This is a genomic window from Streptomyces sp. NPDC055025, assembly GCF_053608565.1.
Genome location: NZ_JBSGVS010000021.1, coordinates 78,883 through 104,126, shown reverse-complemented (window position 1 = coordinate 104,126; position 25,244 = coordinate 78,883). Strand labels below are relative to the sequence as shown.

At 69.9% G+C, this 25,244-nt stretch carries 24 protein-coding genes and 1 pseudogene; 11 read left to right on the top strand and 14 right to left on the bottom strand.

Annotation, left to right across the window (positions count from 1 at the left end; translation table 11 throughout):
• Positions 1-137: 137 nt before the first annotated feature.
• Positions 138-455 (bottom strand): annotated as a pseudogene (locus tag ACWGDX_RS15555) (helix-turn-helix transcriptional regulator); the annotation flags it as partial.
• Positions 456-805: 350 nt separating this feature from the next.
• Here ACWGDX_RS15555 and ACWGDX_RS15550 point away from each other — a divergent pair.
• The 5 genes from ACWGDX_RS15550 (at position 806) to ACWGDX_RS15530 (ending at position 5,585) form a co-directional block, all read left to right on the top strand.
• Positions 806-1,060, top strand: a complete 255-nt coding sequence (locus ACWGDX_RS15550) for a DUF4185 domain-containing protein (protein ID WP_453625874.1) — start codon at positions 806-808, stop codon at positions 1,058-1,060.
• A gap of 109 nt (positions 1,061-1,169) precedes the next feature.
• Positions 1,170-1,592 (top strand): hypothetical protein, encoded by a 423-nt coding sequence (locus ACWGDX_RS15545; RefSeq protein WP_453625833.1) that lies wholly within the window; start codon positions 1,170-1,172, stop codon positions 1,590-1,592.
• 4 nt (positions 1,593-1,596) lie between these two features.
• On the top strand, positions 1,597-2,499 hold the full coding sequence (locus ACWGDX_RS15540) for a hypothetical protein (RefSeq protein WP_453625831.1): 903 nt from the start codon (positions 1,597-1,599) through the stop codon (positions 2,497-2,499).
• Between the two features lie 299 nt (positions 2,500-2,798).
• Positions 2,799-4,277 (top strand): hydrolase, encoded by a 1,479-nt coding sequence (locus ACWGDX_RS15535; protein WP_453625829.1) that lies wholly within the window; start codon positions 2,799-2,801, stop codon positions 4,275-4,277.
• 225 nt (positions 4,278-4,502) lie between these two features.
• On the top strand, positions 4,503-5,585 hold the full coding sequence (locus ACWGDX_RS15530; RefSeq protein WP_453625872.1) for a magnesium and cobalt transport protein CorA: 1,083 nt from the start codon (positions 4,503-4,505) through the stop codon (positions 5,583-5,585).
• A gap of 129 nt (positions 5,586-5,714) precedes the next feature.
• On the opposite strand, the gene ACWGDX_RS15525 is transcribed toward ACWGDX_RS15530, so the two are convergent.
• Positions 5,715-7,118 (bottom strand): MFS transporter, encoded by a 1,404-nt coding sequence (locus tag ACWGDX_RS15525; protein WP_453625870.1) that lies wholly within the window; start codon positions 7,116-7,118, stop codon positions 5,715-5,717.
• 170 nt (positions 7,119-7,288) lie between these two features.
• Between ACWGDX_RS15525 and ACWGDX_RS15520 the strand changes: the two genes are divergently transcribed.
• Positions 7,289-7,726, top strand: coding sequence for a winged helix-turn-helix transcriptional regulator (locus tag ACWGDX_RS15520; RefSeq protein ID WP_453625827.1), 438 nt, complete (start codon positions 7,289-7,291; stop codon positions 7,724-7,726).
• Positions 7,727-7,807: 81 nt separating this feature from the next.
• Here the strand turns inward: ACWGDX_RS15520 and ACWGDX_RS15515 are convergent, their stop codons facing one another.
• Entirely contained in the window at positions 7,808-8,818 is a 1,011-nt protein-coding gene (locus ACWGDX_RS15515; RefSeq protein ID WP_453625825.1) for a methyltransferase, read from the bottom strand.
• Positions 8,819-8,916: 98 nt separating this feature from the next.
• Positions 8,917-9,408, bottom strand: a complete 492-nt coding sequence (locus ACWGDX_RS15510) for a PhzA/PhzB family protein (protein WP_453625823.1) — start codon at positions 9,406-9,408, stop codon at positions 8,917-8,919.
• A 220-nt stretch (positions 9,409-9,628) separates the two neighbouring features.
• Between ACWGDX_RS15510 and ACWGDX_RS15505 the strand changes: the two genes are divergently transcribed.
• Positions 9,629-10,468 carry a PhzF family phenazine biosynthesis protein gene (locus ACWGDX_RS15505; protein WP_453625821.1) on the top strand — a complete coding sequence of 280 codons (840 nt, stop codon included), beginning with the start codon at positions 9,629-9,631 and terminating at the stop codon, positions 10,466-10,468.
• Positions 10,469-10,520: 52 nt separating this feature from the next.
• On the opposite strand, the gene ACWGDX_RS15500 is transcribed toward ACWGDX_RS15505, so the two are convergent.
• The 4 genes from ACWGDX_RS15500 to ACWGDX_RS15485 all read right to left on the bottom strand — a co-directional run bounded on the left by ACWGDX_RS15500 (position 10,521) and on the right by ACWGDX_RS15485 (position 14,546).
• A complete protein-coding gene (locus tag ACWGDX_RS15500; RefSeq protein WP_382849070.1) occupies positions 10,521-10,862 on the bottom strand; it encodes a hypothetical protein in 342 nt (113 codons plus the stop codon).
• The gene (locus ACWGDX_RS15495) at positions 10,859-12,826 is read right to left on the bottom strand and encodes an anthranilate synthase family protein (RefSeq protein WP_453625819.1); all 1,968 of its coding nucleotides are present in this window, start codon (positions 12,824-12,826) and stop codon (positions 10,859-10,861) included. The genes ACWGDX_RS15500 and ACWGDX_RS15495 overlap by 4 nt, the downstream gene beginning before the upstream one ends.
• Positions 12,823-13,446: an isochorismatase family protein gene (locus tag ACWGDX_RS15490; RefSeq protein WP_453625817.1), complete on the bottom strand. Its 624-nt coding sequence runs from the start codon at positions 13,444-13,446 to the stop codon at positions 12,823-12,825. Before ACWGDX_RS15490 ends, ACWGDX_RS15495 begins: the two co-directional genes overlap by 4 nt.
• Positions 13,447-13,541: 95 nt before the next feature.
• The gene (locus ACWGDX_RS15485; RefSeq protein WP_453625815.1) at positions 13,542-14,546 is read right to left on the bottom strand and encodes a streptomycin biosynthesis protein; all 1,005 of its coding nucleotides are present in this window, start codon (positions 14,544-14,546) and stop codon (positions 13,542-13,544) included.
• 725 nt (positions 14,547-15,271) lie between these two features.
• Here ACWGDX_RS15485 and asnB point away from each other — a divergent pair.
• Positions 15,272-17,110: an asparagine synthase (glutamine-hydrolyzing) gene (gene asnB / locus ACWGDX_RS15480; protein ID WP_453625813.1), complete on the top strand. Its 1,839-nt coding sequence runs from the start codon at positions 15,272-15,274 to the stop codon at positions 17,108-17,110.
• A gap of 53 nt (positions 17,111-17,163) precedes the next feature.
• On the opposite strand, the gene ACWGDX_RS15475 is transcribed toward asnB, so the two are convergent.
• Positions 17,164-18,036 carry a DMT family transporter gene (locus tag ACWGDX_RS15475; protein WP_453625811.1) on the bottom strand — a complete coding sequence of 291 codons (873 nt, stop codon included), beginning with the start codon at positions 18,034-18,036 and terminating at the stop codon, positions 17,164-17,166.
• A 220-nt stretch (positions 18,037-18,256) separates the two neighbouring features.
• On the opposite strand from ACWGDX_RS15475, the gene ACWGDX_RS15470 reads away from it, so the two are divergent.
• Positions 18,257-19,219, top strand: coding sequence for a pseudouridine synthase (locus tag ACWGDX_RS15470; protein WP_453625809.1), 963 nt, complete (start codon positions 18,257-18,259; stop codon positions 19,217-19,219).
• On the opposite strand, the gene ACWGDX_RS15465 is transcribed toward ACWGDX_RS15470, so the two are convergent.
• From ACWGDX_RS15465 to ACWGDX_RS15455, 3 genes are all read right to left on the bottom strand, one after another.
• Positions 19,213-19,842, bottom strand: coding sequence for an MBL fold metallo-hydrolase (locus ACWGDX_RS15465; protein ID WP_453625807.1), 630 nt, complete (start codon positions 19,840-19,842; stop codon positions 19,213-19,215). The genes ACWGDX_RS15470 and ACWGDX_RS15465 overlap by 7 nt on opposite strands.
• Entirely contained in the window at positions 19,839-20,927 is a 1,089-nt protein-coding gene (locus ACWGDX_RS15460) for an S-(hydroxymethyl)mycothiol dehydrogenase (protein WP_453625805.1), read from the bottom strand. Before ACWGDX_RS15460 ends, ACWGDX_RS15465 begins: the two co-directional genes overlap by 4 nt.
• Positions 20,928-21,016: 89 nt before the next feature.
• Positions 21,017-21,718 (bottom strand): FadR/GntR family transcriptional regulator, encoded by a 702-nt coding sequence (locus ACWGDX_RS15455; RefSeq protein ID WP_365900403.1) that lies wholly within the window; start codon positions 21,716-21,718, stop codon positions 21,017-21,019.
• A gap of 148 nt (positions 21,719-21,866) precedes the next feature.
• Here ACWGDX_RS15455 and ACWGDX_RS15450 point away from each other — a divergent pair, with 148 nt between their 5' ends.
• Positions 21,867-22,379: a gluconokinase gene (locus tag ACWGDX_RS15450; RefSeq protein WP_453625803.1), complete on the top strand. Its 513-nt coding sequence runs from the start codon at positions 21,867-21,869 to the stop codon at positions 22,377-22,379.
• An 11-nt stretch (positions 22,380-22,390) separates the two neighbouring features.
• On the top strand, positions 22,391-23,788 hold the full coding sequence (locus tag ACWGDX_RS15445; RefSeq protein WP_453625801.1) for a GntT/GntP/DsdX family permease: 1,398 nt from the start codon (positions 22,391-22,393) through the stop codon (positions 23,786-23,788).
• A 54-nt stretch (positions 23,789-23,842) separates the two neighbouring features.
• Here the strand turns inward: ACWGDX_RS15445 and ACWGDX_RS15440 are convergent, their stop codons facing one another.
• Both ACWGDX_RS15440 and ACWGDX_RS15435 read right to left on the bottom strand, forming a co-directional pair.
• Positions 23,843-24,493, bottom strand: a complete 651-nt coding sequence (locus ACWGDX_RS15440) for a cytochrome b/b6 domain-containing protein (RefSeq protein ID WP_453625799.1) — start codon at positions 24,491-24,493, stop codon at positions 23,843-23,845.
• Complete coding sequence (locus ACWGDX_RS15435; protein ID WP_365900644.1) at positions 24,435-25,100, bottom strand: molybdopterin-dependent oxidoreductase; 666 nt, start codon at positions 25,098-25,100, stop codon at positions 24,435-24,437. Before ACWGDX_RS15435 ends, ACWGDX_RS15440 begins: the two co-directional genes overlap by 59 nt.
• Positions 25,101-25,244 lie beyond the last annotated feature (144 nt).

The following is a 25,244-nucleotide window of genomic DNA, read 5'->3' as shown; positions in this document are numbered from 1 at the left end:
GTGTTTTCCGAGGTTGTATGCGCCTTGGCGGGGTGAGCCGTGAGGCGGGCGAGTAGCACCTGCGGCCGTTTCTGGATGTCTGGGGTCCGCCTGGGCTCGATTCTGTGTCCGCGCGAGCCGCGGGGTGCTTTTCGCGGCTACTGACCGGTCGGGGGTCCGGCTTCTGGCGTGGGGATTCGGCGTGGGGTGGGGAGGTGCTCGTGGCGGTACTCGCCGGGGGCTTCTCCGTATTCGCGTTTGAAGGCGCGGTCGAACGCGGATTCGGAGGTGCGGCCGGTCAGCCGGGCGATGGTGTGCAGGGGTGTGTCGTCGAGGCGTAGCAGGGCGCCGGCCGAGGTCATCCGCCACCAGGCGAGGCAGGTGAGTGGTGGTTTGCCGACGAGGGTGGTGAAGCGGCGGGCGAACGCCGCCCGTGACAGCCCCGCGCGTGCGCCCAGTTCTTCCACTGTCCAGGGCGATCTCCTGCCCGTGGGAGACGAACACCACGTCGCCCGCCGCGAGAGCCACCGGCGCGGCGTCGCACGACAGCAGCAGGCACCCGCCCTCAAGCCCTGGCGTCCGAGAACCGCGTGGCAGCCGCTTCCGGCGGGCGGTCCTGACGGCACCGGGCTTCCGGCCCCACCGAGCACACCGACCCGCACGAACACACCGAACACACCGACACATCGGGAGGTTGCGCCATGTCTCCTTCCCTTCGGCCGAACCGACGCTCGGTACGTAAGGCCGGTATGGGGCTCACACTCGCCGGAGCCGGTCTGCCGACTGCCACCGCGCCTGTCGTGGCAGCCGTGGCAGCGCGGTACGGATCGGCGACACCTACCGCAGGAGTTACTTCGACGTCGACACGGGCGCGATCTGCACCCGTACCGCTCCCCGCCCCGACGCCCTGTGGAGCATCCCGGTCCCGCAGATCACCGCCTTGACGGTGCCCGACCTCTACGGCGGCCACCTCCACCCCGGCGGGGCGAGCGCGGCCTCGCTGACCCTGCTCGTGTCGCAGTGGAACGGCACCCTGGGGCAGCCGTACCGGGTGCTGCAGTTCGACGGCGTCAATCCGTGACCGGAGCGCTCGTCCGTTGCTCTGGGGCTCCTCAAATCGAGGGACATCTCTTCCCTTCGGGCGATATACACGTTGCCCCAGGAAATCGAGCGAACGCAGGGGTGCGCCAATGGAATTGGAACTGGCGGAACTGGCGGGTCTGGCCGCGTCGGCGGTGGTCAGCGGAATGGCGACGGCCGGGTGGGAGGGAGCGCGGCAGGCGATCGGCGAGCTGTGGCGCCGGGCGCACCCCGAGCGGGCGGACACGGTGGTGGCCGAGCTGGGCGAGACGCGCGACGAGGTGCTCGTGGCCCGGCGGAACGGGGACGAGCGGGCCGAGCTGGAACTCGTCGGAGAATGGCAGGCGCGGCTGCGGCGGCTGCTGGTCGCCAATCCGGAGATGGTGCCCGAACTCCGGCGGCTGATCGACGAGTCGTGGCCCGCCGTCCGCGAGGAGGAACCTCGGGCCGGCGGCGTCACTCTGACCGCGAACGCGTCGGGGAACTCCCACATCACCATGTCCGGGCGGGACATCAACATCACCAAGGGGTGATCGTTTGAGCAACTCCGGAAGGACCCCGGACGGTTCGGACCGCGACGCCGACGGCAACGGCGACAGCGGGACACGGATCGATGTACGAGGGGACGGTCAGTCCCGGATCAGGGTGGCCGGCCGTGACATGAACACCACCTACTTCGTCAGTGCCTCGTCGGCGGCGCTCGCCGCGCTCGTGGGCCTCGTGATTCTCGTCGGCATGTGGCAGCCGTGGCAGGAGACGGCGTCGACCGGCGAACAGAACCGCACGGACACCGGGATCGGTTCGGGCCCCTCCGGCGGGCCCTTCACGGACCCCGCGCCGTACCGGGAGCCGCCGCCCGCCGACGAGGACGGCAAGGAGTCGGAGGACCCGGAACCCTCTCCCAGCCCCACCCCCAGTCCCAGCCCCTCTCCGACCCCCGACCCGCCGGACCCGGTCGACGTGGCATTCGCGTCCGCCGGCGTCGGCACCTGCCTCAACGTGTACGACGACGGCTGGGGCAAGCTGAACCACGACTGGCCTTTCGCGGTCGACTGCGGTGCGACCTTCGCCTTCTCGAAGGTGACCATGGTGACGACGTCCGCCTCGAACTGCCCCCAGGGCGCAGGCCGACGGGGCTGGGGTCATGTCAACGACGACGGGTCTTCCATCGCGCTGTGCCTTGACCGCGTGTTCGCCGCGGGGCAGTGCTTCCCCGCGACACTGAGCAAGCAGGCCGACGGGTCCCTCCACGGTGAAGGGCGGCTGTTCAGCGTCTGGGGCTGTGACCGGACGCAGGTGCCGAGCGGCCTGAACGCGATCATGACGATCACGGCGGTGCTGAGAGGGGGCGGTTGCCCCCAGCGGAACGACAGGCAGACGCTCTCCTGGCCGGTCTTCAACGGCGCGGGCAAGGTCTGCGCCGTGCAGAGGACGAACTGAGGCGCTTTTAGCGTCGGGGCGGCCCGAACGGTTCTCGGGCCGCCCTACCGTCGGGGCCGTCGGTGCCCGTACCGTCCGGGCCGCCCTACCGTCCGGGCCGTCGGTGCCCGTACCGTCCGGGCCGTTCGGGCCGTCCCCCGAAGCGGGCAGGGGCCGTCGTGCCCCCGGGGACCCATTGTCCGGGGATATTTTTGCCATGTACCGTTCAAGGGCTCGTCACCCAGCGGCGGTTCGTCCGATGGTCTACGCGCGCAGAGTTTTCCCGCACGCCCACCCCCTCGTACACGGAGGTTTGACGGATGCTCGGATCAGGGATTTCCCGTCGTCGCAGACTCATCGGTGTCACAGTCGTTCTCGGTGCCCTCGCCACCGGTACCGCCGCCCAGGCCGCGCAGGCCGTCCCGGCGCCCCAGGCCCCCCGGGGCGCCCAGGCGGCGCCGGCCGCCGCCGCGGCGGCCACCCATCGTGTGCTGTTCGACAACGCCCATGCCGAGACGGCCGGCAACGCCGACTGGATCATCAGCACCAGCCAGCCCGATCCGCTGGGACAGAACCCCTCTCCCTCCTCCGACACCTCCTGGACCGGCGCCCTCTCCTCCTGGGGCGTGGCGCTCCAGCGGACCGGCGACTACAGCCTCAAGACGCTGCCGTCCAGCGGCTCGATCACCTACGGCACGACGAGCGCCACCGACCTGAAGAACTTCGACAGCTTCGTCCTGCCGGAGCCGAACGTTCTGCTGACCTCGGCCGAGAAGACCGCGGTGATGAAGTTCGTACAGAACGGCGGCGGTCTCTTCCTGATCGCCGACCACACCGGCGCGGACCGCAACAACGACGGTGAGGACGCCGTCGAGATCATCAACGACCTGATGAGCAACAACAGCGTCGACAGCACCAACCCCTTCGGCTTCTCCGTCGACACCCTCACCGTCGGCTCCGACTACCCCACCGCGATCAACGACAGGACCAACCCGGTCCTGCACGGTTCCTTCGGTACGGTCACCAAGAGCCTGATCGCCAGTGGCACCACCGCCACCCTCAGGCCCGCCGACAACCCCAACGTCAAGGGCCTCGTCTACCGGACCGGCTACTCCGGCAACACCGGCGCGTTCTTCGCCACCAGCACCTTCGGCAGCGGCCGGGTGGCGTTCTGGGGCGACAGCTCCCCCATCGACGACGGCACCGGCCAGTCGGGCAACACGCTGTACGACGGCTGGCGGGACTCCGGCGCCACCAACCCCGCGCTCGCGCTCAACGCCACCGAGTGGCTCGCCTCCGGGACCAGCGACGGCGGTGACGGCGGCGGCACCTGCACCGCCGCCCAGCTGCTGGCCAACCCCGGCTTCGAGTCCGGCACCGCCTCGTGGTCGGCCACCAGCGGTGTGATCACCAACAGCAGCTCGCAGCCCGCCCGCACCGGCTCGTACAAGGCCTGGCTCGGCGGTCGCGGTTCGGCCCGCACGGACACCGTCTCCCAGTCCGTCTCCGTCCCGTCCGGCTGCGCCGCGACCTTCAGCTTCTATCTGCACATCGACACCGCGGAGACCGGTACCACCGCCTACGACACCCTCAAGGCGCAGGTGGTGAACAGCTCCGGCACGGTTCTCAGCACCCTGGCCACCTACTCCAACCTCAACGCCGCCTCCGGCTACACCCGGCGCAGCTTCGATCTGAGCGGCTATGCCGGTCAGACCGTGACGGTCAAGTTCACCGGTGTCGAGGGCTCCAAGCTCCAGACCTCCTTCGTCATCGACGACACGGCCCTCAATGTGAGCTGACGCGCGTGAGGTGACTCAGGTGAGCCGGCTCGCGTGAACCGGCTCACCTGACCCGGCGCCCTTCGGACGAACGCGGACCGCCCGGTCCTGACACTCGCGCGGTATCGAGCCGCCCGTATCCCGCGAGTGCCGGGAACCGGGCGGCTGTGTCCTGTCCGGCGGATCGGTTCCGCGGCGGCCGGTGGCACACTGGTGGCCGGTTGTCCGAAGGAGCCCGCTGTGCCGATCATCCGCAATCTCCACCGTGCGGTGAGCCGCGCCTACCGCCGGAAAGTGGATCTGAGCCACCCGGCCCGCTCCCCGCTGGGCAGCACGGTGGTCAACTGCGTGATCTACGAGGAGGGCGCGCGGCAGCCCGACGCCGGCTCGGCGGACGAGGCCCTGCGGCAGGTACGCAAGTCCGGCAAGGGCTTCGTCTGGATCGGACTGTTCGAGCCCTCCGGGACGGAGTTCGCCTGGATCGCCGAGCTGTTCGATCTGCATCCGCTGGCGGTCGAGGACGCGGTGCTCGCCCATCAGCGCCCCAAGGTGGAGCGGTACGACGAGACGCTGTTCGCCGTCTTCAAGACCTGCCACTACGTCGAGCACAAGGAACTCACCGCCACCAGCGAGGTGGTGGACACCGGGGAACTCATGATCTTCACCGGTACCGACTTCGTGATCACGATCAGACACGGCGGACACGGTTCGCTCGGCCCTCTCCGGGAAGCCCTGGAGGCCGCCCCCCAGCAGCTGGCCAAGGGCCCCGCCGCCGTACTGCACGCCATAGCCGACCAGGTCGTCGACGACTATCTCGCCGTGGCGGATTCCGTGCAGACCGACATCGACAACGCCGAGGCCGAGGTCTTCAGCGAGCACGCCAGTCGCAGCGACGCGGGCCGTATCTATCAGCTCAAGCGCGAACTGCTGGAGCTCAAGAGGGCGGTGGCACCGCTGGACCGGCCGCTCCACGCGCTGGCCACCAAGCCGCTGCCGCCGGTCGGCCCGGACATCCAGCCGTACTTCCGTGACGTCGCCGACCATCTGGCCCGGGTCACCGAGCAGATCGCCTCGTTCGACGCTCTGCTCGACTCGATCCTCCAGGCCCATCTCGCCCAGGTGACCGTCGCCCAGAACGAGGACATGCGCAAGATCACGGCATGGGCGGCGGTGATCGCCGTACCGACGATGGTCTGCGCGGTGTACGGCATGAACTTCGACCATATGCCGGAGCTGCGCTGGACCTATGGCTACCCGCTGGCCCTGGGAGTCATCGCCGTCGCCTGTCTCCTGATCCACCGCAGCTTCCGCCGCAACGGCTGGCTCTGATCCCGCCGGGCGCGTCCGCCCGCCCTCCGTGCCGCCCCGGCCCTCCGTGCCGACCGGTCTCCGTGCCGACCGGTCTCCGTGGCACATGCGGCGACACGCATGGCGATTTGTCCGAGTATCCAATCGTCTCTACGGGACGGAGGCGGGCGCCTCCGGGGCGGCCTCGGCGGCGCCCGCGCGGGTGCGCAGACCGAACGCGCTGATCAGCGTGGCGATCACGGCCGCGACCAGGGGGACGACCAGGGCGGCCTGATACCCGTCGAGCCGCGCCGCCGGGGACGAGCCGTCCGTCGCCGCGACATTGACCGCTGCCACGAAGGAGAGCCCCAGCGCCGCTCCGAACTGGAAGGAGGTGTAGAGCAGACCGCCGGCGACACCCTGCTCCTCCTCCGCGATGCCCTCGGTGGCGACGATGGTCAGCGGACCGTACGCGAGGGAGAAGGCCAGTCCCAGGACGATCAGGCTCGGGAACATGGCCGTATACGTCCAGTCCGCCCGGACCGGCAGGAAGAGGGCGTACGACAGCGAGGCCAGGAGCAGTCCGCCGAAGATGACCCGGGCGTTGCCGAACCTCTCGACCAGCCTGGGGGTCAGCGTGGGTGAGAGAACGGCGTCGACGCCGATCACGATCATCGCGAAACTGGTCTGGAGCGTCGACCAGTCGCGTAGCTCCTGGAGATACAGGACGACGATGAACTGGAAGCCGAAGAACCCGGCGGCGAAGAGCAGTCCGGCGATATTGGAACGGACGAGCGCGGCGTTGCGGAAGATGCCCGGACGCACCAGCGGCGAGGCCGACGAGCGCTCGATGGCGGTGAACGCGGTGAACAGCAGCAGACTGGCCGCGACCGTGCCGGCCGTCCAGACCGGCGCCGCGTGCGGGGCGCGCTCCACCGCGAACACCAGCAGCAGGATGGCGCCCGTCACGGTGATCGCGCCGCCCGCGTCGACGGACCGCCCGTCGCGGCTGGGGCGGGCCGGCCTGGGGATCAGGGCGAGCGCGGCGCCCAGGATGAGCAGGGAAAGGATCACGGGGGCGAAGAACACCCAGCGCCAGTCGACCGCGGCCAGGAGGCCGCCGACGACCAGACCGACGGAGAAGCCGCCGGCGGCGGTGCCGGAGTAGACGAGCAGGGCCTTGTTGCGCCTCGGCCCCTCCTCGAAGCTCGTGGTGATGATCGACAGACCGGCCGGGGTCATGAAGGCCGCCGCGACACCGGTCACGAACCGGGCGACGACAAGCATCCACCCCTCGGTGGCGAAACCGCCCAGTCCGGAGAAGAGCAGGAAGACGACCAGCCAGCACAGGAACATCCGGCGGCGTCCGAACAGGTCGGCGGCCCGGCCGCCGAGCAGCATGAAGCCGCCGTAGCCGAGCACATACGCGCTCATGACCCACTGGAGCGTGCCCGTGGACATGTCCAGGTCCGCGCGGATCGACGGGAGCGCCACATTGAGCATGGCCACGTCGATGCCCTCCAGGAAGATCGCGCCGCACAGCACGAACAGCACGCCCCAGGCGCGCCCGGTCATTCGGTCGGTACCGCTGCCCGACGGGGATCGCAGGGTGGACACAGATGTCTCCTCGTACGCAGGGGAAGGGTGGAAGAGATCCGTCCGCGCACACGGCGCGTCGGCGGTTACGCGGAAGCCTGCCGGTTCCCACTTGTAACCGTCTGAATCCTCGGGCAGGCTGACGGGCCATGGAAGAAGGCACTTCGAAGTCACCGACGCACTGCGCGGATACCGACGGGGACTACGGCGTCCTCCAGTGGCACACGCGCGAGGGCTGCGAGGTACGGCACATCCTCGACCGCGTCGCGGACAAGTGGTCGCTGCTGGTCATAGCGCTCCTGGAACGCCGGACCCTGCGCTTCACGGAACTGCGCAACAGGATCGAGGGCATCAGCCAGCGCATGCTGACGGTGACCCTGCGTCAGCTCGAACGTGACGGGCTCGTCCGGCGGACCGTCCACCCTGTCGTTCCGCCGCGCGTCGACTACGAACTGACCCCTCTCGGGGCGACGCTCCATGCCACGATCCAGGCCCTGGTGACATGGACGGAGGAGCATCAGCACGAGATCGCGGCCGCCCGCACCGAGTACGACCACCGCCCGGCGTACGGCGAAGAGGCTTCCTGAGCCGCCGTCAGGGCCCGGAACGCACGAGTGCCGGCCGTGTTGGCACGGCCGGCACTCGTTCCGGTGGGGCGGGTCGGACGCTCAGGTACGGGGGGCCGCTATGAGGGCCGTGGTCTCCATGGGGAGTCCCGCGACGCGCTCGACGTCGAAGCCGGCCCGGTCGAGAAGTGTCCGGAACTGGTCGACGGAGCGGTGCCGGCCGCCGTTGGTCATCAGCAGATGGAGATCCCACAGCGCGGGCAGCACGGTGGAGTCCTTGTCGGTCACGGTGCGGTCGAGTACGAGAAGCCGGGAGCCGGGGCCCGCCATGGCGAGCCGGCAGTGCTCGAAGGCCGCCACGACGGCCTCGTCGGACCAGCCCGCGAGCACCCGGCAGAAGAGATAGACATCGCCGTCCAGCGGCACGGCCTTGAACATGTCCCCCGCGTGGAGCTCGACCCGGTCGAGACCGACGGTGCCGGAGAGATAGTCGCGGGCGATGGGTATCACATGGTCACGGTCGATGAGCGCGCCGCGGGCATCGGGGGTGGCCTCGAGGATGACGGAGAGAAGGTGGCCGTTGCCGCCACCGCAGTCGACGACGGTCTTGCCGCCGGAGAAGTCGAAGATCTCCGGCACGTAGTCGAAGAAGAGATTGCCGGCCTTCATGGTCCGCTGGAACCGGACGGCCAGGTCGGCGTGGCCGTCGAGATACGAGTAGAGGGGCTGTCCGTAGGCGAGTTCGAAGCCCGCGGTCAGGGTGGTGAAGCACTCGACCGCGTTGCCCCAGGCGGTGTAGAACTCCTCGCCGTAGAGGAGGCACATGTCGCGCAGGGTCCCCGGCCGGTCCAGGAGCGCCTCGGCCACCGGTGTGTTGCGGTAGCCGGACTCGTGATCCCCTTCGAACACGCCCATCGCCACCAGGAGACGCATCAGCCTGCGGATGCCCTCCTCCTCGGCGCCGGTGGCCTCGGCGAGTTCACCGCTGGTGGTGCGGCCGGCTTCGATGTGATCGGGCAGACCGAGCTTCGCGGCGGTGTGCACGGCCTGTGCCCGCCAGCCCCCGGTGATCAGCTCGACTACTTCTTGGGCCGCCTTCAGATCGGCTTTCACTGCGAACTCTCCAGGATGTCGGGGGGTCACTCCGTCGTGTTTTCACCGGGCCGTCGCGCTCTTCACCGGGCCGTCGTACCTTCACCGGGCCCCGGGCCTCAGGTGGGAATCTCGCCCCGCCGGATCACCGGAATCCCTATGCCCAGCGCACGGAGCTGGTTGTACGGGTTCATGAATTCCCGGTTCTGCACGATCTTGCCGTCGTCGAGCAGGAACGAATGGATGAAGTGGTTCTTGTAGTGGCCCGGCGGATATCCGGGGAAGAGAATCGCGCCCTCACCGTCGCACTCGACCCAGAACCGGTTGGGATCCTGTGTCTCAAAGATCTCGACGTTGTACCAGACCCAGTCGGGGAAGCATTCCAGCGACCACGCGCCGTGTGCCTTCAGCTTGTCGAGACCACGGGAGACGATCGGCTCCTCGGTGTCGGCGGTGTACAGGCCGCCGCTGCCTTCCTCGGTGAACAGGAGATAGCGGCTCAGCCGCCCCTCGCCCTTCCTGCTCATATAGTCCTCGACCACGGCTCGGTTACGGCGCCGCAGTTCCGCTTCGTCGTCGGACGCCGGTTTGCCGACGGTGGCTTCAGTCATTGCCGGACCTCACAGGGGGACGATGGCGGGTGGCGCCAGGAATTCACTGGCGACTTCCGAGCACCTTATCCGGGCCATCGGGTGTCCAACCGGCGATTTCCGCACGTTGGACACCCGTATCCCGTATCCACATCTTTTTTATCCACATCTTTTGCCGTCCCGCACTTGGACGGACAGCGAATTCTTGCGGGCTCACTCTTCGGCCCAGTATTTTGCGGGAATGCATGATTATGTAGTGGCAGATGTCTTCACCGACGAACCTCTCTCCGGAAATCCGCTGGCCGTCTTCCTCGACGCCGCCGACCTGTCCACCGCGCAGATGCAGCGACTGGCCCGGGAACTGAATCTCTCGGAGACGACATTCGTCCTTCCGCCACAGGACGGCGGGGACGTACGGGTCCGTATCTTCACCCCGGTGAACGAGCTGCCGTTCGCCGGCCATCCGGCACTCGGCACCGCGATCGTGCTGGGCGCGGCCACCCGGCAGGACCGGCTGCTGATGGAAACCGCCGTGAGTACCGTTCCGTTCGTGTTCGACCGGGGTCCGGACGGCGGGATCCGCTCGGCGTGCATGCGGCAGCCGATCCCGACCTGGGAGCCCTACGCGGAGGTCGACGAGCTGCTCGACGCGCTCGGTGTGAAGTCCTCCGTCCTGCCGGTGGAGGTCTACCGCAACGGGCCGCGCCATGTGTTCGTCGGACTCCGCAGTGTGGAGGCGCTGTCCGAGGTGCGGCCCGATCTGCGGGCGCTGGCCAGGCATCACGACATGGCGGCCAACTGCTTCGCGGGATCCGGGAGCAGTTGGCGGACGCGGATGTTCTCGCCCGCCTACGGTGTCGCCGAGGACGCGGCGACGGGATCGGCCGCCGGGCCGCTCGCGATACATCTGGCGCGCCACGGGCTGATCCCGTTCGGGCGCCGGATCGAGATCTGCCAGGGCGTCGAGATGGGCCGCCCCTCCACGATGCTCGCCATCGCCGACGGCGCCGGTGAGCGGGTGGACATGGTGGAGGTGGCGGGCTCCGCGGTCATCGTGGCCCGGGGAACCTTCCAGGTGTGAGGACCGTCGTGGTCCGCGGCGGAACCGGGCGCCGCGGACCGGACCCCGCGGATCACGTCTCGTAGACCAGTCCGAGGCCGGACAGCGCCGCTCTGTCGTACGCGCCCTCGACCGTGGCCTCGACCTCGAACCGCACCCGCTCGGTGGGCGGATAGCCGATCAGACGGGCGGCGCGGTGCGGCGGCAGCGACTGCTGCTCGCCGGCTTCCGCCGACTCCCAGAGCATCACCGCTCCCCAGCGGTTCCCCGGGCGGTCGGAGATCCAGAACTTCAGCCGCAGGCCCTTGACCGAGGTCCACGGCGGCACTCCGTCACCGCCCCGCAGATACTCCCGCAGGGAGTCGATGGTCTGCTCGGACCCGGTCAGATCCCACCAGGCGATGGTGACGTTCACGCGCGGAGCACCTCTTCCATATGAGTGGCCCAGATGTGCCGCCCGTCCCGGGTGAGCACCGATTCGGCGTGGAACTGCATCGAGGTGAAGCGGGGCCCGCGCAGCGCGTGCACCTCACCGTTCCCGGTGTCCCGGCCGACCTCGACCCGGCCGATGCCGGGAACGTCGATCTCGTCCGTGTCGCAGCGGGCGGCGAAGGTGTTGTAGAACCCGGCGAGTACGCGCGTGCCGAACAGATCGATCTCACGGCGGGTGCCCTGGCGGCAGTCGTCGCAGCGCGTCACCTCCAGGCCGAGGCGCCGGCTGAGCACCTGGTGGCTCAGACAGACCGCGAGGAACGGAAGGCGCCGTTCCAGCAGGGTGCCGATCGCCGTGTGCAGATGGGCGATCCTGGGATCGCCGCTGTCGTTGGGATCGCCCGGTCCCGGACCCATGACGACCAGCTCGTGCTCGTCGAGGGAGTACTCCTCGTCGAACCGGCGTACCGTCACCCGCGTTCCGAGGGAGCGGAGCTGATGGCCGATCATCGCGGTGAAGGTGTCCTCGGCGTCGACGACCAGTACGCGACGGCCGGCCAGGGCCGGTGAGGGCCGCTCGCGGGCCGCCGGGCCCGCCCGGCCGGCGGGGCCGTCGGCGAGCCAGAACCGGGCGAGGTCCTCGTTGCGGCTCGCCAGCGCCGACCGTACGGCGGGATGGTCGCCGAGGGCCTCGCCTTTGGATCTTGCCGGGCTCGCGTGCCCTGGCACCGCTCCCTCGTCCAGCCTGATCCGAACGGGGGACCCGGGGCGCCCCTGCCGGTCTCCTTCCAGCGCGGAGAGCAGTCCGGCCGCCTTCGCCCTGGTCTCGGCGGCCTCGGAGACGGGGTCGGAGTGCCGTACGAGTGTGGCGCCCACACCGATGTCCACCCGGCCCGCGCGGTCGATGTCCGCGGTACGGATCAGAATCGCGGAGTCCAGGGACCGCGCGCCGTCCTCCCTGCCGATCAGGGCCATGACACCGCTGTAGTATCCGCGCCCCTGTGGCTCGTACCGGCCGATGACCCGGCAGGCGCTCTCCAGCGGGCTCCCGGTCACCGTCGGCGCGAAGAGCGTCTCGCGCAGGATGTCCTGCGGTTCCCGGTGGGAGCGGCCCTCGATGAGGTACTCGGTGTGCGCGAGCCGTGCCATCTCCTTGAGCCGCGGACCCACGACCCGCCCGCCGGACTCGCAGACGCGGGCCATCATCTTCAACTCCTCGTCCAGCACCATGTACAGCTCGTCGCTCTCCTTCTCGTCGGAGAGGAACTCCAGTACGTCGGAGAGCACCGGGCCGCCCTCGGGGTAGCGGTAGGTGCCGCTGACGGGGTTCATCACGGCCGTGCCCGCGCGCAGGCTGATATGCCGCTCCGGGGTGGCGCCGACGAAGGTACGGGCTCCGGTGTGCACGATGAACGTCCAGTACGCGCCCGACTCGCGGGCGCACAACCGCCGGAAGAACGCGAGCGCGTGGGCCGGGTCGTATCCCTCGATGTCCGCGACGAACGAGCGCTTGACGACGAAGTTCGCGCCCTCGCCGGTACCGATCTCGTCCGCGACGACCCTGCGGACGATCTCCGCGTACTCCTCGTCCGCGATGTCGAATCCGCTGTTCGCGAGGGTGATCGGGACATCGGGGATACGGCTCAGCGCCTCGGGCAGCGGCAGCACGGCCTGTTCCGTCACCCGCAGCGCCAGCAGTGGTGCCCCGTCGTCGACACAGGCGAAACCGCGTTCGGCGATCTGGCGGTAGGGGATGATCACCAGAACGTCCTGGCCCTGTCCGCGGGAGTCCGCGGGTACGGGGATCCCGGCGAGGGTGGCCGGCTCCGACAGTTCGCCGAGCAGTACGTCCAGCCGGCCCCGGCCGGTCGTCTCCGGGCGGTACAGCAGCGCGAAGGGCGGCGGCCGGTCGGCCAGCACCCGGGCCAGCAGCGGATCCCCGGTCATGACAGCACCTGTCTGTGGGTGAGCACCATGGCGCAGCGCTGCGCCGCGTACTCCAGCGCCATGCGGTGGTGGCGCCGCGAGAAGTCCCCTATGGCGTCGGCCACCAGAAACGGCTGGATGTCATGGGTGAACGCCTCCACCGCGCTCGCCAGCACCCCCACATGCCCGTACACACCGCAGACGAGAAGCTGGTCGCGCTCCTGTGCCCGCATCCATTCGAGCAGATCGGAGCGGTGGAACGCGCTGTAGCGCCATTTGGTGAGCCGCCGGTCGTCCGGGCCGGGGGCCAGCGGCTCCACCACCTCCCGGTCCGCCGGGTCCGTACGCATCCCGGGGCCCCAGAAGTCCTTGAGCAGGCCCCGCTGTTCGTCGGTCATGCCTCCGGGCTGCGCCGTGTACGCCACGGGTACGCCCAGCTGACGACACCGGTCGAGGAGTCCGGCGGCGTTCCGTACGAGCGGGTCCCGCAGGCTCTCGGGGAACGGCCGCAGGAAGTACCGCTGCATGTCGTGGACCAGCAGTACGGCACGGCGGGGATCGGCGGTCCAGCGGGCGGAGTTGGCGGGGAGATCGGCGGCGCCGGGTAACGTGTAGGGCGTTATGGGGGGTATGCCGGGCATGAGTGGTTCTCTCCTTGAAGAAGGCTTGAGTACCGGCCGGGAAGAACGTCTCGAACGTCATGGCGCGGAGCGGAATCGCTGGGACCGGACAGGACCTATGCCGAGTGGGGGGCTTTACGGGCCAGTTGCTCGGCGACCACCCGCCAGCCTCTGGCGTACTCCATCGCCGCGTTGGCGATGGCGCGCCTGCGGTGGGCGGGGACGCTGTTCGCGAGGGTCGCCCACTTCTCGCTGCTCATGGCGTGGGCCTCCATCAGCCGCAGCAGGGTGCGCCCGTTCTCGCTGTAGCGGAGCGAGGGATCCGTCCTGAGCCGCTGGACCACCGTGGCGCGGTCCGCGGACTCCTGGCCCGGCCCGGAACCGGCGCGCGCGTCGGCGGAGGACGGAAGCGAGGCCGGAAGCGCGAGCGGAAGCGGGGACGGAAGCGGGAGCGGGGACGGAAGCGAGGGCGCCTCGCCCGTCCATCGCCCTTCGTCGGGCTCCCGTTCGAGCGGACCTTCCTCACGGAGCAGCCGGGCGCGGACCGACCGTGCCGTCTCCGGTGAGATCCCCACCGCCTTGGCGATCTGCCGGAGGGACAGCTCGGGGTTACGCAGGATCAGTTCGGAGGCGAGCCGGCGTTTCTCCATGGCGTCGGTGGGCCGGACGCGGCCGTCCCGGCCGATCCTGCTGTCCGGCCGGCGCGTCGTCTCGGCGGGGTGCCGGCGGCGCACCTCGGCGACCGTCTTGGCGGAGAGCCCGGTGACGGAGGCAGTTAATCGGTCGGACCACTGGGGGTGCGAGGCGATGATGCGCGCGGCGGCGGCCTTGCGGTCGGCCACGGAGAGCGGCAGCCCGCCCGTCAGATTCGCCTGCACCGCGAGCACGAACGCCTCGGCCTCGTCGCCCTCGAACATCCGGGCAGTGATGAACTCCTGCTTGCGCAGTTCGGCGGCGCGAACCCGGTGCAGACCGTCGACCACACGCATGGTCGCGCGGTGCACGACGATCGGCGGGAATTCGCCCGGGGCACCGGCCAGCATTCTGACATGCTCCGGATTCTCCCCCGCGGTTCGCGGTGTGTCGGTGGTCACCAATGACCCGATGACCACCTTGACCACCGGCCCCAGCGTCTTCCGCCGGCGTCCCGGAATCGCGCCCCTGCGTTCATAGGAAAGGCCGCTCTCTCTACCGAGAGGACCGGCCGTTGAATTCTTCACCATTTACACCCCAACCATCGCAAGGAAATGAGATAAACCTCCGATGAAGATCCGCCGCAAACACTAGGGACTGAATGTCGAGAACGTCAATGTCACAAACGTCGCAGACGGTGCACGTCATCGTGCACACAGGGTGGGCGGCCGTGCCACGTCTGCGGTTCGGTGGAAATTTCGCTCCGGTTCGACAGAAATCCATCCCCATACGGATACCTGGGCGGACCGCAAGAGACACAACGGCAAAGATTTCGACAATGGAATCGCGCATTCCGGCAGAGCACCGGTTCTTTCGGTACCGGGACAGCGGTCCGCGACCGCCCCGACGGGATACGGGCGGTCGCGGAAATACGGCGGTGTGCCACTGCTCAGGTCTGCCAGGGAAAATACCTGACCAGCGGGCCGTCCAACTGGCGATTTTCCTCGGCTGGACAGCGCACGCCCGTCGGCGCCGTTCACCGGATCGACCCTGGACAGGCCTCGACGCACAGTGATAAAAGAATTCAAGCAGTCAGGCCAGGTACCGCCATCGCTTTTCGGAAGCATTTCCGTTCCCCTGTTTCTTCCCTACTTCGCGAGGCTCCCCCCCGACGGGATCAGCACCGTCGCACTGCTACCAGGAGTGACCGCTTATGTGTGGAATCGCCGGCTGGGTCTCCTACGACTCCGATCTGAGACAGCGCCGCGATGTACTGGCCGCGATGACCGACACCATGGCCTGCCGGGGCCCGGACGACGCGGGCGTCTGGATCCGGCCGCACGTGGGACTGGGCCATCGCCGTCTGGCGGTCATCGACCTCGCCGGCGGCAGGCAGCCGATGGAGATACGGACGCCCAGCGGCACCGTCGCCCTGGTCTACACCGGCGAGGTCTACAACTTCACCGAGCTGCGGACGGAGCTGGAGAGCAAGGGACACCGGTTCCGTACCGCAAGTGACACCGAGGTGGTCCTGCTCGGCTATCTGGAGTGGGGCGAGGGCCTCGCCGAGCATCTCAACGGCATGTTCGCCTTCGCGATCTGGGACGAGCGCGAGGACAAGCTGCTCATGATCCGCGACCGGCTGGGGGTCAAGCCCCTGTACTACTACCCGACCCCCGACGGCGTCCTGTTCGGCTCGGAGCCGAAGGCGATCCTGGCCAGTCCGGCGGCGCGCAGGGCGGTCGACACCGCCGGTCTGCGCGAGCTGATCGCGTTCACCATGACGCCGGGCTGGGCCCTGTGGAAGGACATGTACGAGGTCGAGCCCGCCACCGTCGTGACCGTCGACGCCCGGGGCATCCGCACCCGCGTCTACTGGAGACTCGACGCCACGGAGCACACGGACGACCAGGCGACCACGGTGGCCAGGGTCGGTGAGCTGATGACCGACATCGTGCGCCGCCAGCTCGTCGCCGATGTGCCCCAGTGCGTCCTGCTCTCCGGCGGCCTGGACTCCAGCGCGGTCACCGGACTCGCCGCGGCCCGGCTGGCGGAACAGGGCGAGCGGCTGCGTACGTTCTCGGTGGACTTCGCCAACCGGGAGGAGACCTTCCGGGCCGACGAGAACTGGGACAGCCCGGACACCCCGTACATCCGCGATGTGGTGGACCTGGTCGGCTCGGACCACCGCTTCGTGACGCTCAGTCCGCACGAGCTGACCGACCCCGCGCTGCGCCGGGCGGTGATCACCGCGCGCGATATGCCGGTCGGTCTGGGCGAGACGGACACCTCGCTGTATCTGCTGTTCAAGGCCATCCGGGCGGAGTCGACGGTGGCCCTGTCGGGCGAGTCGTCGGACGAGGTGTTCGGCGGCTACCGCTGGTTCCACGACCCCGCCGCGGTCAACGCGCCCACCTTCCCCTGGCTCGCCTACCGCAGCCCGATGAGCCAGGACCGGGCCGCGGCGCTCCACCCGGATCTGCGCCGCACCCTCGATCTCGACACCTATGTCGCCGACCAGTACGCGACGGCGGTGGCGGCGGTCGAGCATCTCCCGGGGGCCGGTGCCCACGAGCGGCGGATGCGTACGATCGGCAATCTGCATCTGACCCGGTTCGTACGGATGCTGCTCGACCGCAAGGACCGGGTGTCGATGGCGGTCGGACTCGAGGTCCGGGTCCCGTTCTGCGACCACCGGCTGGTCGAGTACGTGTACAACACCCCGTGGTCGCTGAAGAGTTTCGACGGCAGGGAGAAGAGTCTGCTGCGGCACGCCACCGCGCATGTGGTGCCCCCGTCGGTACAGGGCCGGCTGAAGAGTCCCTACCCCTCCACCCAGGACCCCGGGTACGGAGCCGCCCTCCAGCAGCAGGCGAAGGAGGTGCTCGCCGACCACGACCACCCGGTGTTCACCCTGATCGACCGGGCCTGGCTGACCGATGCCGTCGGGCGGAACGTCACGATGCCGAGCGGCGACCGGCGCGGTCTGGAACGGGTGCTGGACCTGTACCACTGGTTCGACCTCTACCAGCCCGAGATCCATCTCGGCTGAGCCACCGGTCCGCGCCGCCCGCCGTGGCCCGCGCCGCCTCCGTGGCTCCCGTGTCAGCGGACACGGGGCGGCGGGGGCGGGCCGCCGCCGGCCAGGGGGGACCTGCCCAGATCCACACAGCCCACCGCGATCAGCCCGACGGCCACGATCTGCGGCACCAGCCACCAGCCGGTGCGCAGGGTCTCGCCGAACAGGAGCACCCCGTAGGTGATGCTGATCAGCGCGTCGCCGAGGGTGAGCATCGGCTGGGAGGCGGCCAGCCAGCCCGCCTGGAGCGCGTTCTGGAGCAGGAACAGCGCGCCCACCCCGGCCACCGCGGTGGCGTAGAGCTGCCAGGAGGAGAACAGCGCCGCGGCCCCGCCCCCGTTGTCGAGCCGGGCCACGGCGTCCTTCATCAGCGCGGCGGTCAGCGCGTAACCGCAGGCCGCGGCGAGGCCGAGCAGCGCGGCACGCGGATTGCCGCGCAGCCGCAGCGCCCAGAGGATCAGTACGGCCTCGAAGACCCCGGTGGCGATCAGCGCCGGGATCCAGGCGTAGCCCCGCACCGAGTCATGGCCTCCGCCGGGGGCCGCGGAGGCCATGCCCAGGGCCAGCCCGCCGGTCACCGCGGCCACGCCGTACCAGACATCGCGCGGCAGCTTGCGATGGAAGACATGTCCGGCGATCAGCAGGGTGGCGGGCAGTTCGATCACGAAGATCGGCTGCACCACGGCGATCGGCCCGGTGGCGAGCGCCACCGCCTGGCACCCCGCCGCCACGATCACCAGCCCGATCCCCGCCAGCCACACCTTCTGCCGCAGCAGATGGCTGATCAGCGAGAGCCGCATGGACTCGACGTCGGGCGCGGTGGCGGCGGCCCGGCGCTGGAGCACCGAGGCGGAGCCGTTGCTGATCGCGGTCAGGAGGGCGAACACGACACTGATCACCGGACCATCATGCGGGTCACCGGTGGCGGAACCATGCCATATCATCCCGATCCATCCACCCGAGGACCGAACGGGTTACCCCCGAGCAGCACCCCCGGCCCCTCCCCCGGCCGCTCTCCGCGCTCCGCCGCGCGGCCGGGGAGGACCCGCCGGCATCGGTAGACTCGCGGCGCCGGCGCTCCATGGGGCGGAAGCCACACCGAGAGGGGCGCGGGGAGCCGTGGTACGCAGACATCGACACCCGCCGCCCTCGCCGCTGCCGCAGCGCGACGGGATCGACCCGGTGCGGGTGCGGCTGCCCCCTGATCCCGGCGGGGAGTGGGAGACCGTACGGGATCATCTGGTCGCGCGGTTCGGGAAGGCCATCGGGGTGGAGCGTGTCGACGCGATACTGCGCGCGGGGCGTTTCGCCGGGGTGGACGGTCCGGTGAGGGGTACGGAGCCGTACACGGCGGGGCGTCATATCTGGTTCCACCGGGAGTTCGCCCCCGAGGAGCGGGTGCCGTTCGAGATCGGGATCGTCCACCGGGACGAGCGGATCGTGGTCGCGGACAAGCCGCACTTCCTGGCCACCACACCCCGCGGGCGCCATGTCACCGAGACCGCGCTGGCCAGACTGCGGCGGGACCTGGGACTGCCCGAGCTCCAGCCCGCGCACCGGCTCGACCGGCTGACGGCGGGGCTCGCGCTCTTTGTCGTACGGGCCGGGGACCGGGGCGCGTACCAGACCCTGTTCCGGGACCGGCGGGTGCGCAAGGAGTACGAGGCGGTGGCGCCGTACGACCCCGCGGTGGCGCTGCCCGTCACCGTGCGCAGCCGGATCGAGAAGGAGCGCGGGGTACTGGCCGCGCGGGAGGTGCCGGGCGAGCCGAACAGCGAGAGCCGGATCGAACTGCTGGAGCACCTGGGCGGATTCGGCCGGTACCGGCTGTCGCCCGCCACCGGCCGTACCCATCAGCTACGGGTCCATATGAACGGCCTGGGGCTGCCGCTGCTCCATGACCCGGTCTACCCGGTGGTCCTGGAGGAGGGGGCCGACGACCGTACGGACTTCACCCGGCCCCTCCAACTGCTGGCGAAGGTACTGGAGTTCACCGATCCGCTGACGGGTGAGCCGTACCGTTTCGAGAGCCGTCTCCGGCTCGTACCGCTCACCCGCCTCGGCCGGCCGCCCGGTCAGTGACCGCGCTGGACCCACTCCGCCAGATTCGGTGCCTCCGCGCCGATGGTGGTCGGGTCGCCGTGGCCGGTCCGTACGACGGTCTCCGGCGGCAGACCGAGCAGCCGGTCGCGGATCGAGTCGATGATCGTCGGGAAGTGCGAGAAGGACCGTCCGGTGGCGCCGGGGCCGCCCTGGAAGAGGGTGTCGCCGGTGAAGACCGTCGACAGCTCGGGGGCGTGCAGACAGACCGCGCCCGGCGCGTGCCCGGGGGTGTGGAGCACGGTCAGGGTGGTACCGGCGACGGAGAGGGTCCTGCCGTCGGTCAGTTCGCCGTCCGGGAGCCGCTCGGGGTATGTCTGCTTCCACAGCGGCAGATCGTCGGGGTGCAGCAGTACGGGCGCGCCGGTGGCCTCGGCGAGGGCCGGGGCCGCGTCGATGTGGTCGTTGTGCGCGTGGGTGCAGACGATGGCGCGCAGCGTCCGGCCGCCGAGCGCCTCCTCGATGGCGGCGGCGTCGTGCGCGGCGTCGATGACGATCGCCTCGGAGTCGTCGCCGACGATCCAGACGTTGTTGTCGACGTCCCAGGTGCCGCCGTCGAGCGAGAAGGTGCCGGAGGTGACGAGATGGTCGATACGGGCGGTCATCCGAACACCACCACCGAGCGCAGGACATCGCCCTCGTGCATCCGGGCGAACGCCTTCTCCACATCGCCGAGACCGATGGTCTCGGTGACGAAGGCGGCGAGGTCGATACGGCCCTGCTGGTGCAGATCGATGAGCATGGGGAAGTCACGGGACGGCAGACAGTCGCCGTACCAGGACGACTTGAGGGCGCCGCCGCGGCCGAAGACGTCGATCAGCGGCAGTTCGAGCTTCATCTCGGGGGTGGGCACACCGACGAGGACGACGGTCCCGGCCAGGTCGCGGGCGTAGAAGGCCTGCTCGTACGTCTCGGGGCGGCCGACCGCCTCGATGACGACATCCGCGCCGAATCCCCCGGTCAGCTCACGGATCGCCTCGACGGGGTCGGTGGAGCGGGAGTTGACGGTGTGGGTGGCGCCCATCGACCTCGCCGTCTCCAGCTTGCGGTCGTCGATGTCGACGGCGATGATCCGGGCCGCGCCCGCCAGACGCGCGCCGACGACGGCCGCGTCGCCCACACCGCCGCAGCCGATGACCGCGACCGAGTCGCCGCGGCCGACCTGGCCGGTGTTGATCGCGGCGCCGATGCCCGCCATCACACCGCAGCCGAGCAGTCCGGCCACGGCCGGTGAGACGCTCGGGTCGACCTTGGTGCACTGGCCCGCGGCGACGAGGGTCTTCTCCGCGAAGGCGCCGATGCCGAGCGCCGGGGAGAGTTCCGTACCGTCCGTCAGGGTCATCTTCTGCCGGGCGTTGTGGGTGTTGAAGCAGTACTGCGGGCGGCCGCGCAGACAGGCCCGGCAGGCGCCGCACACCGCACGCCAGTTGAGGATGACGAAGTCTCCGGGCGCGACCTCGGTGACGCCCTCGCCGACCGACTCCACCACGCCCGCGGCCTCGTGGCCGAGGAGGAAGGGGAAGTCGTCGTTGATCCCGCCCTGCTTGTAGTGCAGGTCGGTGTGGCACACACCGCACGCCCGCACCGTCACCACGGCCTCGCCGGGGCCGGGGTCGGGTACGACGATCGTCTCGACCCGTACCGGCTCGTTCTTGCCGGGGGCGATGACCCCTTGCACCTGCTGCGCCATGCCAGGACCTGCCTTTCCTCACCTCTGGGACGGAACCTTCGGCACCACTATCCCGCGCCGGGGCGGGTGCCGGGGGCCACCGGCGCCCGTCAGGGGGCGAGGACGTCCAGTTCCTGGAGGGCGCCGACGGCGATCTCCCTGGTGAGTTCCTCGGCGCGGGCCGCGTCGCCCTCGCGGACGGCCTCGGCGACACCGACATGGAGGGTCACGGCCGCCGGGTCCGGGTCGTCGAACATCACCTGGTGGTGCGTACGGCCGGTGAGGATCTCGGCGACCACATCGCCGAGCCTGGCGAACATCTCGTTGCCCGAGGCGTTCAGCACCACCCGGTGGAAGGCGATGTCGTGGACGAGATACTCCTCCAGCCGGCGCCCCCGCGAGGTGGCGACCATCCCGAGCGCCTGCTCGGTGAGGGCCGCGCACTGTTCGGGAGTGGCGTGGCGGGCGGCGAGTCCGGCCGCGACGGGTTCGACCGCGGAGCGCAGCACGGTCAGTGAACGGAGCTGGCGGGGCCGGTCCGTACCGGCGAGGCGCCAGCGGATGACCCGCGGATCGTAGACGTTCCACTCCTCGGTGGGACGCACGGTCACACCCACCCGGCGTCTGGACTCCACGAGGTGCATCGATTCGAGGACGCGGACCACCTCGCGGACGACGGTGCGCGAGACGTCGAAGCGCTGGGCGACCTCGTCCGTGCGGACCACGCTGCCCTCGGGATACTCCCCCGCGGTGATGGCGAGGCCGAGGGCGTCCAGCACACGGGTATGCAGGCCCCGGCCTTCTGTGGTCATGGGGCAAGCCTACGGGGCGGGGGGCACCGCTAAAAAGTACGACGTTTACCTCACAGAGTCTTGAATATGTCGTACCTAATGGGTTTCAGTAGCGCGACGGACCGATGTCCGCGACCCACCGATGTCGAAGAGGACAGCGAGGCAAGCGATGAGCACCCCCCACGTCGTCGTGGTGATGGGCGTGTCAGGAACCGGCAAGACCACGGTCGGGCCCCTGCTCGCCGCCGCGCTGGGCGTCCCGTACGCCGAGGGCGACGACTTCCACCCGCCCGCGAACATCGCCAAGATGTCCGCCGGTACACCGCTGGACGACCTGGACCGGTGGCCCTGGCTCGACGCGATCGGGGCCTGGGCCCACGAGCGGGCCGGACTCGGCGGTGTGGTGAGCAGCTCCGCGCTCAAGCGCGCCTACCGCGACCGGCTGCGCGCCGCCGCGCCCGGCGCCGTCTTCCTGCATCTCACCGGCGACCGGGCGCTCATCGGGCGGCGGCTGGCGGAGCGCAAGGGGCACTTCATGCCCGTCGCGCTCCTGGACTCGCAGTTCGCGGCCCTGGAGAACCTGGAGGCCGATGAGGCGGGCGTCGCCGTCGATGTGTCAGGTACCCCACAAGAAATCACCACCCGGGCCGTCGCCGCGCTGCGCCGGCTCGACGAGAGCTGAAGGAATCCCCCGTGACCAGTCTCAGCGTCGAGACGCTGGCAGCGGATGCCGTCGAGCCGATCACCTCGGCGGGCAACGCTCAGTTGGGCATAGCGGTACTCGCCGGTATCGCCGTCATCGTCCTCCTCATCACCGTCGTCAAGCTCCATGCCTTTCTGGCCCTGACCATCGGCTCGCTGGCGCTCGGCGCCTTCGCGGGCGCCCCGCTGGACAAGGTCATAGCCAGCTTCACCAGCGGCCTCGGCTCCACCGTCGCGGGGGTGGGCGTGCTGATCGCGCTCGGCGCGATCCTCGGCAAACTCCTCGCGGACTCCGGCGGCGCCGACCAGATCGTCGACACGATCCTCGCGAAGGCGAGCGGGCGCGCGATGCCGTGGGCGATGGTCCTCATCGCCTCGGTCATCGGGCTGCCGCTCTTCTTCGAGGTCGGTATCGTGCTGCTGATCCCGGTGGTGCTGCTGGTCGCCAAGCGCGGCAACCACTCCCTGATGCGGATCGGAATCCCCGCGCTGGCAGGGCTCTCCGTGATGCACGGGCTGATCCCGCCGCACCCCGGGCCGCTGGTCGCCATCGACGCGATCGGCGCCGATCTGGGGGTCACGCTGGCGCTCGGTGTGGTCGTCGCCATTCCGACCGTGATCATCGCCGGGCCGCTCTTCTCCCGGTACGCGGCGCGGTGGGTGGACATCCCGGCCCCCGAGAAGATGGTGCCGCAGCCCGCCTCCGTGGAGCTGGAGAAGCGGCCGAGCTTCGCCGCGACCGTCTCCACCGTGCTGCTGCCCGTGGTGCTGATGCTGGGCAAGGCGCTCGTGGACATCGTCGTGGACGACCCGGAGCACACCGTCCAGCGGGTCGCCGATGTCGCCGGTTCACCGCTGATCGCGCTGCTCGCCGCCGTCGTCGTCGGGCTCTTCACCCTGGGCCGCGCGGCCGGGTTCACCAAGGACCGGATCGCCTCGACGGTCGAGAAGTCGCTCGGCCCGATCGCGGGCGTGCTGCTGATCGTCGGCGCGGGCGGCGGCTTCAAGCAGACGCTGATCGACTCGGGGGTGGGCCGGATGGTCCTGGACATCTCCGAGGACTGGTCGATCCCCGCCCTGCTGCTGGCCTGGCTGATCGCGGTGGCGATCCGGCTGGCGACCGGTTCCGCCACCGTGGCGACCATCTCGGCGGCCGGTCTGGTGGCGCCGCTCGCGGCGGACATGTCCACCTCGCACGCCGCGCTGCTGGTGCTGGCGATCGGCGCGGGCTCGCTCTTCTTCAGTCATGTCAACGACGCGGGGTTCTGGCTGGTGAAGGAGTACTTCGGGATGGACGTCGGTCAGACGATCAAGACCTGGTCGGTGATGGAGACCATCATCTCCGTGGTCGGTCTGGGCTGTGTGCTGCTGCTCTCCCTGGTGTTGTAGCGGGGGGTGTCGCGGCCGGGGCCGGGCGCCGCGGCCGGACCGGGCGGGGCCGGGTCACTCCTCCTTCCACCGGGAGTGCTCCCGCTCCGCCCACGCCCGGTCCACCGACCCGGTGCGCATACCGCGCCGGGCCGCCGGGTCCCCATATGCCATCCCGATGTGCCCGACGAGCACGATGCCGATGGCCAGGGCCAGCCAGTCGTGCAGGAAGGTGGCGCTCGTACGCCACACGACCGGGGCGAGACCGGTGAACCACATCAGCAGCCCCGTGCCGAGCATCACCAGCACGGCGCCCGCGATCCAGCCCGCGTAGAGCTTCTGTCCCGCGTTGAACTTCCCGGCCGGCCGGGAGGCCGGCCGCGGATCGCGCCGCAGCACGGCACGCAGCCACTCCTTGTCGTACGGCAGGAAGCGGTTGAGCCGGCGCAGATCGGCGCGGAAGGCGCGGGAGCCGAGTCCGAGCAGTACGGGAACCGGCAGCAGCAGCCCCGACCACTCGTGGACGGTGACGACGAGATACCGGCGGCCGACCAGTTCGGCGAGCTGCGGTATGTACAGACAGCCCGCGGTCACCACGCAGACGAGCATGAGCGCGCCGGTCGCCCGGTGCGTCCAGCGCTCGGCGGTGCTGAAGCGCCGTATCCGCTCAGACGGTCGGGGTGTCGTCGCGGCCGTTGGACCTGCCGACCCAGGCGTCGACGTCATAGCCGCGCTCCTCCCAGTAGCCGGGCCTCACCTCGGAGGTGACGGAGATCCCGGAGAGCCATTTCGCCGACTTGTAGAAGTACATCGGCGCCACATAGAGCCTGACCGGGCCGCCGTGCGCGTGCCCGATCGCCTCGTCCCGCATCCGCAGCGCCACCAGCACATCGGCGCGCCGGGCCTGCTCCAGCGTCAGGCTCTCGCTGTACGCGCCGTCGAAGCAGGTGAAGCGGACCGCCCCCGCCCCCGGGCGCACCCCGGCCGCGTCGAGGAGGTCCGAGAGCCGTACGCCCTCGAACGGCGTGTGCGGGACGCGCCAGCCGGTCACACACTGCACATCGCGGACCATCCGGGTCTGGGGCAGCTTCCGCAGCGCGTCGAGGGTGTACGTGGTGGGCCGGTCGACCAGTCCGTCGACCGTCAGCCGGTAGGTGTCCGCGTTCTTCCGGGGCACGGAGGCGGTGACGGAGTAGTAGCGGAAGCCGCCGCCGTTGGGCAGCAGTCCGGTCAGACCGGTGGGGTCCTTGTCGGCGGCCGAGCCGAGGAAGGCTTCGAGGCCGCGCTGGAGGGAGGGCGCCGCGACGAGTCCCGCCGCGCCCAGGCCGAGCATGGAGAGCACCAGACGGCGGCCCACGGGGGTGCCTTCGGGCTCGCTCTGTTGAGAGTTCACCTGTCGAAGGGAACACCCGTGACCCCCGGAAGACCAGGGGCCACGGGAATGCGTGAGGAATTCGTCAGACTCCGGCACGGCTCC